18 protein-coding genes and 1 riboswitch are annotated in these 13,995 nt (G+C 34.3%); of the genes, 10 read left to right on the top strand and 8 right to left on the bottom strand.

What is annotated here, in order from left to right; genetic code table 11:
• Nucleotides 1-30 precede the first annotated feature (30 nt).
• The 9 genes from fabF (at nt 31) to bsdE14_RS08485 (ending at nt 8,840) form a co-directional block, all read left to right on the top strand.
• Nucleotides 31-1,266 carry a beta-ketoacyl-ACP synthase II gene (gene fabF, locus bsdE14_RS08525; RefSeq protein ID WP_264849510.1) on the top strand — a complete coding sequence of 412 codons (1,236 nt, stop codon included), beginning with the start codon at nt 31-33 and terminating at the stop codon, nt 1,264-1,266.
• A gap of 36 nt (nt 1,267-1,302) precedes the next feature.
• Complete coding sequence (locus tag bsdE14_RS08520) at nt 1,303-1,431, top strand: hypothetical protein (RefSeq protein ID WP_264849509.1); 129 nt, start codon at nt 1,303-1,305, stop codon at nt 1,429-1,431.
• Between the two features lie 484 nt (nt 1,432-1,915).
• Nucleotides 1,916-3,097, top strand: a complete 1,182-nt coding sequence (locus bsdE14_RS08515; protein ID WP_309298115.1) for a L,D-transpeptidase family protein — start codon at nt 1,916-1,918, stop codon at nt 3,095-3,097.
• A gap of 115 nt (nt 3,098-3,212) precedes the next feature.
• Entirely contained in the window at nt 3,213-4,130 is a 918-nt protein-coding gene (locus bsdE14_RS08510; RefSeq protein ID WP_264849508.1) for an aldo/keto reductase, read from the top strand.
• A 176-nt stretch (nt 4,131-4,306) separates the two neighbouring features.
• Nucleotides 4,307-4,420, top strand: a riboswitch (FMN riboswitch).
• A 126-nt stretch (nt 4,421-4,546) separates the two neighbouring features.
• Entirely contained in the window at nt 4,547-5,641 is a 1,095-nt protein-coding gene (gene ribD / locus bsdE14_RS08505) for a bifunctional diaminohydroxyphosphoribosylaminopyrimidine deaminase/5-amino-6-(5-phosphoribosylamino)uracil reductase RibD (RefSeq protein WP_264849507.1), read from the top strand.
• Between the two features lie 5 nt (nt 5,642-5,646).
• A complete protein-coding gene (locus tag bsdE14_RS08500) occupies nt 5,647-6,297 on the top strand; it encodes a riboflavin synthase (RefSeq protein WP_264849506.1) in 651 nt (216 codons plus the stop codon).
• 82 nt (nt 6,298-6,379) lie between these two features.
• Nucleotides 6,380-7,579: a bifunctional 3,4-dihydroxy-2-butanone-4-phosphate synthase/GTP cyclohydrolase II gene (locus bsdE14_RS08495; protein ID WP_264849505.1), complete on the top strand. Its 1,200-nt coding sequence runs from the start codon at nt 6,380-6,382 to the stop codon at nt 7,577-7,579.
• 122 nt (nt 7,580-7,701) lie between these two features.
• The gene (ribH, locus tag bsdE14_RS08490) at nt 7,702-8,163 is read left to right on the top strand and encodes a 6,7-dimethyl-8-ribityllumazine synthase (RefSeq protein WP_264849504.1); all 462 of its coding nucleotides are present in this window, start codon (nt 7,702-7,704) and stop codon (nt 8,161-8,163) included.
• Between the two features lie 11 nt (nt 8,164-8,174).
• Nucleotides 8,175-8,840 carry an HAD family hydrolase gene (locus bsdE14_RS08485; RefSeq protein WP_264849502.1) on the top strand — a complete coding sequence of 222 codons (666 nt, stop codon included), beginning with the start codon at nt 8,175-8,177 and terminating at the stop codon, nt 8,838-8,840.
• 42 nt (nt 8,841-8,882) lie between these two features.
• Here the strand turns inward: bsdE14_RS08485 and bsdE14_RS08480 are convergent, their stop codons facing one another.
• The 3 genes from bsdE14_RS08480 to bsdE14_RS08470 form a co-directional block, all read right to left on the bottom strand.
• The gene (locus tag bsdE14_RS08480) at nt 8,883-9,527 is read right to left on the bottom strand and encodes a DUF4362 domain-containing protein (protein WP_264849501.1); all 645 of its coding nucleotides are present in this window, start codon (nt 9,525-9,527) and stop codon (nt 8,883-8,885) included.
• A gap of 39 nt (nt 9,528-9,566) precedes the next feature.
• Nucleotides 9,567-9,869 carry an LPS biosynthesis protein gene (locus bsdE14_RS08475; RefSeq protein WP_264849500.1) on the bottom strand — a complete coding sequence of 101 codons (303 nt, stop codon included), beginning with the start codon at nt 9,867-9,869 and terminating at the stop codon, nt 9,567-9,569.
• Between the two features lie 94 nt (nt 9,870-9,963).
• Entirely contained in the window at nt 9,964-10,515 is a 552-nt protein-coding gene (locus tag bsdE14_RS08470; RefSeq protein ID WP_264849499.1) for a GrpB family protein, read from the bottom strand.
• A gap of 275 nt (nt 10,516-10,790) precedes the next feature.
• Here bsdE14_RS08470 and bsdE14_RS08465 point away from each other — a divergent pair, with 275 nt between their 5' ends.
• Complete coding sequence (locus tag bsdE14_RS08465) at nt 10,791-11,168, top strand: VOC family protein (RefSeq protein WP_264849498.1); 378 nt, start codon at nt 10,791-10,793, stop codon at nt 11,166-11,168.
• A 195-nt stretch (nt 11,169-11,363) separates the two neighbouring features.
• On the opposite strand, the gene bsdE14_RS08460 is transcribed toward bsdE14_RS08465, so the two are convergent.
• The 5 genes from bsdE14_RS08460 to bsdE14_RS08440 all read right to left on the bottom strand — a co-directional run bounded on the left by bsdE14_RS08460 (nt 11,364) and on the right by bsdE14_RS08440 (nt 13,985).
• Complete coding sequence (locus tag bsdE14_RS08460) at nt 11,364-11,774, bottom strand: GNAT family N-acetyltransferase (RefSeq protein WP_264849497.1); 411 nt, start codon at nt 11,772-11,774, stop codon at nt 11,364-11,366.
• A gap of 46 nt (nt 11,775-11,820) precedes the next feature.
• Nucleotides 11,821-12,318, bottom strand: coding sequence for a hypothetical protein (locus bsdE14_RS08455; protein ID WP_264849496.1), 498 nt, complete (start codon nt 12,316-12,318; stop codon nt 11,821-11,823).
• 71 nt (nt 12,319-12,389) lie between these two features.
• Entirely contained in the window at nt 12,390-12,917 is a 528-nt protein-coding gene (locus bsdE14_RS08450; RefSeq protein ID WP_264849495.1) for a GNAT family N-acetyltransferase, read from the bottom strand.
• An 81-nt stretch (nt 12,918-12,998) separates the two neighbouring features.
• Nucleotides 12,999-13,466 carry a hypothetical protein gene (locus tag bsdE14_RS08445; protein ID WP_264849494.1) on the bottom strand — a complete coding sequence of 156 codons (468 nt, stop codon included), beginning with the start codon at nt 13,464-13,466 and terminating at the stop codon, nt 12,999-13,001.
• 21 nt (nt 13,467-13,487) lie between these two features.
• Nucleotides 13,488-13,985 carry a DUF5673 domain-containing protein gene (locus bsdE14_RS08440; protein ID WP_264849493.1) on the bottom strand — a complete coding sequence of 166 codons (498 nt, stop codon included), beginning with the start codon at nt 13,983-13,985 and terminating at the stop codon, nt 13,488-13,490.
• Nucleotides 13,986-13,995: the final 10 nt, after the last annotated feature.

Here is a 13,995-nt window from a genome sequence, read left to right as displayed (position 1 = left end):
TAACTATTAATATGAAAGTAGGAGGACTTTATGAAAAGAAGAGTAGTTATTACAGGTATGGGGGCTGTCACATCCCTTGGAATTGGTGCAAATAAGCTTTGGCAGTCAATAAAGAGTGGAAAATGTGGAATAAACAGGATTGAAAGAGTAGATGTTTCTGAATTACCTACTAAAGTTGGAGCTGAGGTAAAGGACTTTAATCCAAATGACTTTATTGATAAAAAAGAAGTTAAAAGGACGGATAGATTTGCGCAGTTTGCTTTGGCATCTGCCCAAATGGCAATTGAAGATTCAAGGTTGGATTTAGATAAGGTAAACAAAGAAAGAGTAGGGGTAATAATCGGCACAGGTATTGGCGGCATTGAAACTATGGTAAATCAGCATAGTGAATTAATAGAAAAAGGTTATCGCAGAGTAAGTCCATTTTTTGTTCCAATGATGATTCCTAATATGGCCTCAGGGGTTATAGCCATAAAATATGGATTTAAAGGCTTCAATGAGTGCTCTGTTACAGCTTGCGCTTCATCAACCAATTCTATTGGCGATGCATTTAAGGTAATCCAAAGAAATGATGCAGATGTTATGATTGCTGGAGGAGCTGAGGCACCTATTACAGGATTAACCTTAGCGGGCTTTTGTGCAAGTAAAGCTATGACAACGAATAATGATCCTGCATCAGCCTGTAGACCCTTTGATTTAGAAAGAAGTGGATTTGTACTAGGAGAAGGTGCTGGTGTACTTATACTTGAGGAGCTTGAGCATGCTTTAAATAGAGGAGCAGATATCGTGGCTGAGGTAGTTGGCTATGGCTGCACAAATGATGCATATCATATAACTGCGCCTGCTGAAGGAGGAGAAGGTGCTGCTAGGTGTATGAAGCTTGCTATTGAAGATGCCGGTATAAAACCTTCTGGCATTGGATATATAAATGCCCACGGGACGTCTACAAAACCAAATGATAAGAATGAAACTGCTGCTGTAAAGTCTGTGTTTGGGCAATATGCATATGAGATTCCTATTAGCTCAACAAAATCGATGACAGCGCACTTGTTAGGAGCATCAGGTGCTGTGGAGGCTATTATAACTGCATTTTCAGTTAAAGAGAAATTTTTGCCTCCAACAATAAATTATAAAACTCCGGATCCAGAATGTGATTTGTACTACGTACCTAATGAAGGTAAAAATTTAGAATTTAACTATGCTTTGACTAATTCCTTTGGATTTGGAGGACATAATGCATCATTAGTTTTAAAAGGAATATGTTAAACCCCTGCCTTTAAATATATAAGTTTTTTTAGCTATGTGGATTCTTCAAAGATAATTTCAAATAACGCCCTAGAGCTTAAGTATGTATTTGTAATGCTGGCAGTAATGATTATATGTGTAGGGGCTTCCTTTGCAATTTATAATAAGAAGGATATAACAGTATAATTTTTATTAAAAAGTTAGAAAAAGATCATATAATTGAGAATTAAAATGTAAATCAATGTTTATTATTTTAAATTGTTGGTTTATAATATTATATGCGTAGTTATTATTAGCATATTAACTAGCTGCTTACAAAGGTGCCGCTAGTTTTTTTCTGCCTAGGTTTGGCAGATGGAATTTTTTTATTGTTTAATGAAGTGGAATATAGAATTATTCTAAGATTTACTCGAACAGGAGGGGCGTTATTACGGAAACTGAGAGAAATATAGAAACAGATAGAAGTACAAGAAAGAAAAAACCTAACCGTAAAAAGGTTATAATAGGAAGCAGCATTTTACTTGGTACTCTACTTATCATTTACTTTGGAGTAGCTGCATATTATACGAATCATTTTTATTATGGTTCTGTAATTAATGGCATTAATGCATCTGGTAAAACTGTAGAGAAGGTAAAAACTGAAGTAGCAGCACAGCTTAAAGATTACAGCTTGAGCTTAAAGGAAAGAGAAGGAAAAACTGAACAGATTAAAGCTGCGGATATAGGAATGAAATATGATGCAGACAAATCAGTTCAAGACCTTAAGGATAAGCAAAAGGGATATAAATGGATATCAGCTTTTTTTGATAAGAAGGACACAAATATATCATTAGAACTTGTATATGATAAAGATTTATTAAAAAAGCAATTTGATAAGCTAGCTTGTCTTGATAGCAAAAACATAGTTGAGCCTAAGGATGCTGGTATAAAATATACTGATAACGGCTATGTTATTGAAAATGAAGTTATGGGAACTAAGCTTAACAAAGACGGTTTATATTCTAAGGTGGAAAACTCAGTTAAAAAGCTTGAAACTTCAATAGATTTAGAAGCAGAAAAGCTGTATATAAATCCACAGTATACTTCTAAAGACCAAAAGCTAGTAGCGGCTAAAGACCTGCTTAATAAGTATATAACTTCAAAAACCACTTATAAATTGGGTGGACAAAGTGAAGTAATAGACGGTTCTATAATAAAACAGTGGATTTATGTAGATAAAGATTTTGCTGCTAAAATTGATGAGGAAAAAGTTAGAGAGTATGTTCAAGGACTTGCTAATAAGTATAATACTGTAGGCAGGGCAAGAAACTTTAAAACATCATCTGGTGCTATGATAGCTGTTGGTGGCGGAGATTATGGCTATGCAATTAGTGTTAATGATGACGTTCAAACTTTACTTGCGGCCATAAAAGAAGGACAAGTAGTAGAAAGAGAACCTAAATATTCAAAGACTGCTTTTGGCAGTATAAGCAATGACATTGGCAATACATATGTTGAAGTAGATATGACAAAACAGCATTTATGGTTTTATAAAAATGGTGCGCTTGTAGTAGAGGGGGATATTGTTACAGGAGACTTAAGTAAGGGTAACGGAACTCCAACAGGTATTTATAGTGTAAAGCTTAAGCAAAGAAATGCAACACTGAAGGGTGAGGACTATGCAACTCCAGTTTCCTTCTGGATGCCATTTGTAAGAGGGGTTGGGCTTCACGATGCTTACTGGAGACAGGAGTTTGGTAAGGATATATATAAGACCAATGGTTCTCATGGCTGTGTAAACTGCCCACCGGCTGTGGCGAATGCTATATTCGATAATATTCAGGTAGGTACGCCTGTAGTTTGCTTTTATTAATAAAAATGGGATGCTGAGGCATCCTGTTTTTTTATGGGGTTTTATAGTTTTACTTTAATAAAAAGATTATAATAATTATTAAGATAGTAAAGCTGATATAAAGAAGGTGCAAATTATGAAAAAGATAAATATTGCAGAGGGAAAAATAAGTGCCTCTGAAATTGTAATGGGATGCATGAGGATAAATAATTTAACTGCTAATGAAGCAGCTGAGCTCATAAATACAGCTCTAGAGGAGAATATTAACTTTTTTGATCATGCAGATATTTATGGTGGAGGTAAATCTGAGGAAGTCTTTGCGGAAGCTGTTAATATGAGTCCTAGTGTTAGAGAAAAGTTTTTAATCCAGACAAAGTGCGGCATTAGAAAAGGATACTATGATTTTTCAAAGGAACATATTATGAGTTCTGTGGATGGAAGTCTTAGGCGTTTAAGAACAGAGTATATAGATGTACTTCTCCTTCACCGTCCAGATACACTAATGGAGCCAGAAGAAGTTGCTGAGGCTTTTTCTGCTTTGCATAAATCCGGAAAGGTTAGATACTTTGGAGTAAGTAACCATAATCCTATGCAAATTGAACTATTAAATAAATATTTAAATAATAAAATTGTTATTAATCAGCTTCAGCTGAGTGTAACCAACACTGGAATGATTGATTCAGGTCTTAATGTAAATATGAAGAATGGTGCTTCTATTGATAGAGATGGCAGTGTATTAGAGTATTGCAGATTGAAGGATGTAACTATACAGGCATGGTCACCTTTCCAATATGGATTTTTTGAGGGTACATTTTTAGACAATGATAAGTTTCCTGAATTAAATAATAAAATAAATGAAATTGCATCTGCTAAAGGTGTGTCAAATTCAGCTATAGCAATAGCATGGATTTTAAGACATCCTGCAAAAATTCAGCCAATTGTAGGTACCACAAATAAAAAGCGTCTTAAGGATATTTGCAAAGCTTCACAGGTTGAACTAACAAGACAAGAGTGGTATGAGATATATAGGGCAGCAGGCAATGTGCTTCCATAAGAATTTTATAAGAAAAGGGTGCTGATGCACCTTTTTTTATAACTATTAATTTCAATTCACTGAAGTGCTTCAAGCCTTACAATTAAGGAAAAGGAATAGATCTATGCAATAAAAAATAATAAGCGTATAGTTGACGTAGGTATTTTGTAGTGATATTATTAGCCTATCAAAACTGAATAAATCTTCAGGGCAGGGTGTAATTCCCTACCGGCGGTATAGCCCGCGAGCCGTAAGGCAGATTCGGTGAAACTCCGAGGCCGACAGTAAAGTCTGGATGAAAGAAGATAAAAACTTAGCTTATATTTAATAATATAAATTATTTAGGTTATATTATTAAATAAGTTACTAGTGCTTTTAAGCCCTGAGAATAATTTCTCAGGGCTTTATTAATTATATAAAACATTGGGGTGATTGTGTTGGATATCAAGTATATGCAAAGAGCATTGGAGCTGGCAAGGAAGGGAACAGGTTATACAAATCCTAATCCTCTGGTTGGAGCAGTTATTGTTAAAGAGGGCAGGATTATTGGTGAAGGCTATCATCAGCTTTATGGAAGTCATCATGCAGAGATAAATGCTTTTAATAATGCTGTGGAGGATGTCAGGGGAGCGGATATGTACGTTACCTTAGAGCCCTGTTCACATTATGGTAATACTCCACCTTGCGCAGAAGCAATAGTTAAAAAGGGAATAAAAAGAGTAATAATTGGTTTAAAAGATCCTAACCCACTGGTAGAAGGAAGGGGAATTAAAATACTTGAAGACAATGGTATTGAGGTAGTCACTGGAGTGTTGGAGGAAGAGGGGAAAAAGCTTAATGAAATATTCCTTAAATATATAACAACAAAGCTTCCCTTCTGCATAATGAAAACAGCTATGACCCTAGATGGAAAAATAGCAGCATATACTGGTGATTCCAAGTGGATTACTGGAGAGGCTTCAAGAAGATATGTTCATGAACTTAGACATAGGGCTGCTGGAGTTATGGTAGGTATAGGTACTGTACTTGCTGATGATCCTATGTTAACTACAAGACTTGAGAATGGGAGCGATGCAGCAAGGATAATTATAGACAGCAGTGCTAGGATTCCATTAGAAGCAAAAGTATTAAATTTAGAATCTAAGTCACCTACCATTATTGCGGCTACTGAAAAAGCTGATAAGGATAAGCTAAAAGCTCTAGAAGAAAAAGGAGCACAGGCTATTATAACCCCACTTAAAGACAATGGAGTTGATTTAGCATTTTTAATGAAGACTCTAGGAGAAAGGAAGATAGATAGCATACTTTTGGAAGGTGGAAGCAAAATAAACTATGCAGCATTAGAGGCTGGTATTGTGGATAAGGTAAATGCCTTTGTAGCACCTAAGATTATTGGTGGTGAAGCTGCAAAAACACCAGTTGGTGGAGCTGGAAGGGCATATATGGCTGATGCAATACGTCTTCAAGCTATAGAAGTTCATCGTTTTGAAGATGACATAATGATAGAGGGATATATTAAAAGGGAGAATTAGTAACTATGTTTACAGGTTTGATAGAAGAAATAGGAAAGGTTGAAGCTGTAGTTAAGGCTGCAAAATCAGCTGAAATAACAATTAGAGCTCACAGGGTTCTAGAGGGAGTAAGATTAGGAGACAGCATTTGCACTAATGGAGTATGTCTTACTGTTACCTCCTTTGGCAGAGAAAGATTTACTGTGGATGTAATGGCTGAAACCATGAGAAGGAGTAATTTAGGAAGGCTTTCAAGTGGATCAGAGGTGAACCTAGAAAGGGCATTAAGTCTAGGAGACAGATTAGGTGGACATATGGTAAGCGGACATATTGATGGCACTGGTGAGATTATCGCCTATGAGAAAGAAGATAATGCAGTATGGATAACTATTGCAGCTTCCTCTGAGCTTTTAAGGTACATAGTTGAAAAGGGCTCCATTGCAATAGATGGGGTAAGCTTAACAGTAGCTTATGTAGATGATGAGGTGTTTAAGGTTTCGATTATTCCACATACAAAGGAAATGACAACACTTCTTAAAAAGAAAATCAATGATGTAGTAAATTTAGAATGCGACATCATAGGGAAGTATGTTGAAAAACTTTTAGGAGCTAAGGATGAGACACCTGTAAAAAGAGGTATAGATTTAAATTTTCTTAGTGAAAATGGGTTTGCATAGAGAGGTTAGTTTTACGGGTAACCTGACCATGAGAATGGGCAAGAATGGTTATCTCGTGTGACCACTGATAAGGAGGGAAAAAATGTTTAAATTTAACGGCATTGAAGAAGCAATTGAAGATATCAAGGCAGGAAAGATAGTTGTTGTAGTAGATGATGAAGACAGAGAAAATGAAGGGGATCTTTTAATGGCAGCAGAAAAAGTTAGTGCTGAAGCCATAAATTTTATGGCTAAGTATGGCAGGGGACTTATTTGTATGCCTACCATTGGTGAAAGGCTTAAAGAGCTGGATATTAGACCAATGGTAACTCAAAATACAGATTCTCATGGAACTGCTTTTACAGTTTCAATAGATGCACTTGAAGCAACTACAGGTATTTCTGCTTATGAAAGAGCTATGACTATACTGCAGGTTATAGACAAAGATGCTGAGCCTTCAGATTTTAGAAGACCAGGTCATGTATTTCCTCTTGAAGCAAGAGAAGGAGGAGTTCTAAAGAGGGCTGGGCATACAGAAGCAGCAGTGGATTTAGCAAAACTTGCAGGACTTTATCCTGCAGGGGTTATATGTGAAATTATGAATGAGGATGGTACCATGGCAAGAGTGCCTCAGCTTATGGAATATGTAAAGGAGCATGACCTTAAGATTATTACCATAGCTGATTTAATAGCCTATAGGAAGAGCAAGGAAATGTATGTAAAGAGGGTTACAGAAGCAAAGCTGCCTACGAAATATGGTGAATTTAGAATGATTGGCTATGAAAATAACCTGAATGGTGAACATCATGTAGCTTTAGTTAAAGGCGATGTGTCAGATGGAAAGTCTGTTTTAATAAGGGTTCATTCAGAATGTTTAACTGGAGATGCTTTTGGATCTTTAAGATGTGACTGCGGAGAACAGTTAGCTGCAGCCTTAAAAAGAATAGAAGAGGAAGGTAGAGGAATACTTCTCTATATGAGGCAGGAAGGCAGAGGAATAGGGCTTATAAATAAAATAAAAGCTTATGCACTGCAGGATCAAGGAATGGACACAGTAGAAGCAAATTTGGCTCTGGGATTTCCAGCAGACCTTAGGGACTACGGTATTGGAGCACAAATTCTTGTGGATTTAGGAGTGAAAAAGGTAAAGCTCATGACAAATAACCCTAAGAAAATAGCTGGGCTCACTGGCTATGGAATTGAAATAGTGGAAAGAGTTCCTATACAAATGAATCATAATGAAAGAAATGAGTACTACTTGAAGACAAAACAAGAAAAAATGGGACATATGCTTAAGTTCTAAGGAGGTAAATGTCCTAAATGGGCATTTACAGGGTTAAAGGCCTAAATTACCCCGGATACCTGACGAGGAGAATCGGCGCGGTTAAGATATCCAGTGTAACCAGTGAAGGAGGAAAAGATAATATGAAAATGTATGAAGGTAAATTAGTAGCGAAGGATTTAAAGTTTGGAATTGTTGTAGGAAGATTCAATGAATTTATTGGTAGTAAGCTTTTAGGTGGTGCGATGGACGCACTAAAGCGCCATGGAGTTGAAGAAAATGATATCGAAATAGCTTGGGTTCCAGGAGCCTTTGAAATACCACTTGCTGCAAAGAAAATGGCTAAATCTAAAAAGTATGATGCAGTTATATGCCTGGGGGCTGTAATTAGAGGAGCCACACCTCATTTTGATTATGTATCCAGTGAAGTGTCTAAGGGTATTGCCAATGTATCGCTAGAAACTGAGGTTCCTGTAATATTTGGGGTGCTAACTACTGATAACATTGAGCAAGCTATAGAAAGAGCAGGAACTAAGTCTGGAAATAAGGGTTATGATGCAGCAGTTACAGCTATTGAAATGGCAAACCTGCTTAATCAATTCTAGGAGTACACATAATGATTCCTTTTGAAAATATAAAAACCATATTCTTTGACTATGATGGTACTCTGCATAATAGTATAAAGATATATGCTGCTGCTTTTAGAAAGGCATATGCCTATCTTGTAGAGAATGGCTATGCAGAGGAGAAGAATTGGACGGATAAGGATATAAGCTATTGGCTGGGCTTCAATCCTAGTGATATGTGGAGAAGCTTTATGCCAGGGCTTGAGGATGAAATTAGGGAAAAGTGCAGCAATATTATTGGGGAGGAAATGACCTCTTTAATTGAACAGGGAAAGCCTAAGCTCTATGATGGAGCACTAGAGGTGCTTGCATTTCTTAAAGCTAAGGGAATTCATCTAGTATTCATAAGCAACTGTAAGGTGTACTATAGGGATTGCCAAAGTAAATTATTTCATCTAGATAGGTATTTTGAAGAATTGGCATGCTCAGAGGAATATGGTTTTATACCTAAATATGAGATTTTGAAGAAGATAAAAGACAGATATCCTCAGGAAATGCTAATGATAGGGGATAGAAAGCAAGATATAGAAGCTGGAAAGAAAAACAATATTTACACTATTGGCTGCAGCTATGGGTTTTTAACTAAGGGAGAATTAGATGAGGCTGATATGCTCATAGATAACATTTTGGACTTAAAGGAACTTTTTAATTTTTAAATAACCTTGATAATCAGAGGAAAAGCATATTTTCCTCTGATGTTAATTTTTTATACTACTTTTATCAAAGCTAATTACAGTTGCTCCCATATTATCTGGAGTATCTTTACTTTCAAGAATAGCATATCTAATACCGTTGCCTGGATAAGTCTTTGCCATCTTAGGTGAATATGTAGGCTTTCCTGGTATGAATTTATTTTTATCTGCATAGGTATCATATACAGTTTCTTTAATGACCTTACCATCAGTTTCATACTCAGTAAGTTTATTTACCAAAAGTTTACCATCGCTCTTTAGTGTTCCTTTAACTACACGTACATAGCCTTCTTTACCGCTATTAAATGAATCTAGGAACTTATCTAGCATTGATATATTATATACTTCCTGTGGGCTGCTATTATCTCTCGAAAGCATTATTACACTTCCATTCCCAAGAGATCCCTTAAAATCCCTAGCTACTTCTATATCAGGCTTCTTTAAATCTTTTATTTCTTTAAAGGATGCTTCTAAAGCTTTGATTTCGTCTTCATTGGGCTTCTTTAAATCACTTTTCTCTTGAGTTGAGGCAATTTCAGTTGAAACCGTGGAGTTATTTTTCACAGTTTCAATACTATTTTTATTATTTGTACATCCGCTAATAACTAAAGTTATTGCTGCAATGCCTGCTAATAAAATATATCTTTTCATGAACTTATCTCCTTAATTTTATGGTTTTCTATTACGCTATTATTTTTTTATTTCATCTAAAATACTATGTTCTGTTAACTCAGAAAGCTTTTCGATTCTTTCATTAATCATGCTTCTAAAACAATTAGGAAGATGGTCTCTATGTGCTCTGTGTATAGCAACACACTCTACACATTTACCATGATACTTACAGGATTTTTCACAGCTGCAGTGGTCTGCTTTCCCTATATTCTCTCTCAATTCTGCCACAAACTCATCTTGAAGCTTATAACCAAGAGTGCGTTCTCCTTTACGAAATGCTTCCATAGCTTCTTTTTCTTTTGGATTATTATCAATAATCATTTTAACCCCCCCAATAATATCTATATTTTTAGTGCTTCTACTTATTGTAAAACATGTTTTTCCAAATCTCAATAAAAGCTACTTTATTTGAAATCTATTTATTTTTTGCCCACTGGTCTGCCTTATTAATAATTTCTTTTATAAATGAATCTTTGCCATCGTTGTATTTATCAATATCAAACTTAAACTTTTCTGATAGTTCTTGCTTTAAGTTTTCGTATTTCTTTGCTTCATTTGGATGTGCGATGAGATAATCCCTAAAATTCAATTGCCGTAATATCTCATAGTGTCCTGCTTGATATACATGAACATTATGCGTTCTATTATGCTGTCCTTTTACAAAGAACCTTCGGCCCTTTATTCCATATTCACCCTTTGAAAAATAGCCTATAGTTAACATTTCATTATTCAACATATCTACTTTGCATATGTCCTTTACAATTACCATGATGTCTATAACAGGTTTGGCGCATATTCCTGGAATGGATGTACTCCCTATATGGTGAATATTTATGAGTTCATCTTTAAATACATTTTTTATCTTTTTTTCCTCATTAGCATAATCCTTCTTCCACTCTGTTTGATGTGGGACTACTTCAATTGTCCTATATGGAGATATTTCCATATTATTTGAATTGCCTGACATGCTATCACCTCGTCTGTATATTTTTTTAATAAAATAGATCACATTGTTATTGTTATCTATACTTTATGAATAAATATAACCTAATTTGACAGTTGCTATAAACAATGAGAAGTTTTTAATACAAATTTATTGTTCTAAGGTATGGAATAGAATGATAATATTGTATAGTAAGGTTAATTCAATATAGCCATAAACTAGATGGAGGTTATAATGGTCTTCATGAAGAAATAAAGAACCTTGGTGTCATTTATAAAACATGAAAGAGAGGATAATGAATGTTAGGATTAAAAACAGTTGTTTTAGAGTGCAAAGATATCCCCCAATTACTTGATTTTTATGGCCAGCTGTTAAAATGGCCGGTTGTGTACAACATAGATACCTTTGTGCGAATTCAGTCAAAGGATACAGGTATGTGTATAGCCTTTCAATATGATGAGGATTATATTCCCCCAGTATGGCCTTCGCAAGTTGGAAAACAACAAATGATGAGCCATTTGGATTTTGGAGTATCAGATAAAGATGAAATGGAAGCAGCTACGAAAAAAGCAATAGAATTAGGGGCCAAAGTTACAGAAGAACAATATGGTGATGGCGAATGGATTACTTTGGTTGACCCAGCAGGACATCCTTTTTGCTTCGTGCTTTGGGACTGATACAATTTAAGCTTGTTTAGGAAATTATGATGGTATGACGTACAACATTTTACATTTTTCATTATGTTTATGTTGTACGAAATTTTATAAAGTAGACTTCTTAAGCTCTATACTAAATACTCTTATCCATATGTCTCTCTAAAATTTAGATATTTGAGGTTTTGCAGTAGGTTACCAATGATACGTTTTATTTCTTTATTTACATTTTCTCATAATTATACATCTTTCTTTAAAACCAAGACTTTTCCAGAATTCTTGTCCACGGTGATTCCAACAGAAAACATCCAAATCTATCGAATCGGTATTTAAGGTGTTCATTAATTGATTAAATGCAATAGTTCCAAGATGGTTTCTTCTCTTATTTTTACATATAAAAAAATGTGAAAGATAGTATGGAGAAGTTTGAATTTTTACTAGTGCGTAACCGACAATTTCACAATTCTCCATGAATAGAAACGCTCTAGAACCACTTTCCATAGATATTTTTAATCTTTCTTCTAAAACATCAATTGTAGGTATGTTATCATTATTTTCATCCTCATATAACTCTTTGTTTAACTTTGCAAGTAGAGGTACATTATCAAAGGTACATTTAATAATTTCCATTGTTTCTCCCCCCTTTGGTTGGCAATTAAATCATACAAATTATTATTTATTGAGTTGTCTTAAATTCTTCATTGGATAAAGCAGATGAGGACTGCTCTCTCTCTTTTTCTTCAATAAATAAATCAACTTCAGTTTTAGAAAACAGTAAAAGTGTTATCAGCATGGCATATAAAATTGATTTAATCCATTCAAGATTTTTGTACTTAATAAAATTGAAAAACATTGTAAGAATAAACGCTACAGTAAAATTCTTAAGGATCCTTATAAGCAATTTCTTAAATCCATCACGTATAAATGCATCTATGATAAAACTAGTTAATATGATAATAATAACAGGAGCAAGTATTACTGCTATTACACGAAATATTAAAAAGCAAAATCCAGCCAAGGATGTCATAAAAGAAAGCTTGGAGAGCTTTCCAATAACAGCAAAAATTATGCAAGCCAACATTGAAGCAATTGCTGTTATTATCAGTATGCTTAATATTGCTCCAATGATGTTATGAGTTCGTTGACTTAATTTTTTAATAAGATTGGACAGCATTGAGTTTCTCCTTAATTCACGACTTTATAAAAGAATCCTGCATACTAGATGATTGAAGCATAACCATCACATTAAAGAACATATTCTAACTGACAGTCACAAGGTTCTTTTTCAACATGCTTTTCACTATATTCCAATGCTTCATTACATCCCATTGCCTTGTAAAATGCCTGAGATTCCACAGAAGAGTGTGCAGATATATATAATTTTTTTGCACCATAAGTTTTTGCCCATTGGGTAGCCATCTGAAAAAGGTTTTTTCCTATACCGTGGCCCCTCATATCTTCAGACACATGAATGCATGAAAGTTCAAGATACTCATGGATTTCCCCAATAAGTACACTTTCTACTGATGCAAATCCTTTTAAAGTATTCTCAGAAAATGCACCATATACGATACCACCGGTTTTTAATGTGTTTTTTAACAATTCTACTAGTTGGCAATAGTCTTCCTCACTCCACTGATCTATAAATGGCACATCTTTAACGATCCACTCTCCATTTACCTTTCTAAAGCATTGAGTCACTTTTTGATGACGTTCAAATTGTTTAAATAAATTTCTATTAATTTCGTTTATTTGCAGCTTTCTATATTCCATATGCTTTACCTCTCTAATTCTTATTTAGTTATATCATTTACAAATACGATGTCTTGAAAAAAAGTTTGTCTATTTTTGAAATTACTCAAGGTTTTTCAAGCCTTCAAAAAGCTCATTATAGGATTTTTGATTTTTACACCTACCATATGAAAGTTCTTTATTATCACCAAATTCAAGAAGGTAACATTTCGTCAATTCTTCTACTGTTTGCTCCAAGGTTATAAAGAATTGATTGTATGCAAAATCATAAGCAGCAGTTCCTTCTTTAAAATTAGCAGTGATTAAAGACTCTGTGACTTGGTCAAGTGGGTACATTTTTAAGTGAAATAACTCATGGACAATTACTTCTTCAAGATTTTCTTGCTTTGGATTATTTCTATTGAGAAGTAGAACTGCCTTTTTATCATCACAGTCGATCTTAAAGTCTCCTGTTTTTCTCCAGTTAAAATCGTCAACAAATTCAAGTCGAATATCCCAGTATGGAGATACACGCAATTTTTTGCACCAAAATTCAAAGGATTGTAATACTTTTTTTTCATCAATTATCATTTTTTCCACCTCACAAAAAGTTTATAAGTGAATATGTTTTTGTACAGTTTCATCCACCTTTGATTTTAAATCTTCTTTTATTATAAAGTCATACTTCGTACTTGCTCTAAAAGGAGGTTTTACTTTAAATTGTATTGTATTGGAGGATGTCCAAATATAACTTTGAACTTTAGACCATTTATAAAAGTTAGAATCAATATATAATCCATTTTCTCTTATTTCTGAGACTATAAATGATTTTATGAGATTTAAAATTAAAAATTCTATCCAAAATACATTACTTAGTATTTCCTCTATATAATGCTTATAATAAGAAGTATCATTATTGTAATTTAAATAACCTTTTATATTAAAGAAAAGAAATATCAGCCACATAATCAGCATTATGAGGTATAGAATATAAACAAGTCTATTTTTTCCTAACTTAATAATTCTTTTTCCGCTACTCACTAAAAAATATAATTCCCTCAGCAGTAAAAAGCTCATGATGGAAATTAGAATTAAATAAAATATATCCAAGTAATTCACC

The sequence above is a fragment of the Clostridium omnivorum genome (genome assembly GCF_026012015.1).
Lineage (GTDB): Bacteria > Bacillota > Clostridia > Clostridiales > Clostridiaceae > Clostridium_AX > Clostridium_AX omnivorum.
This window is presented reverse-complemented; position numbering and strand designations above follow the sequence as displayed.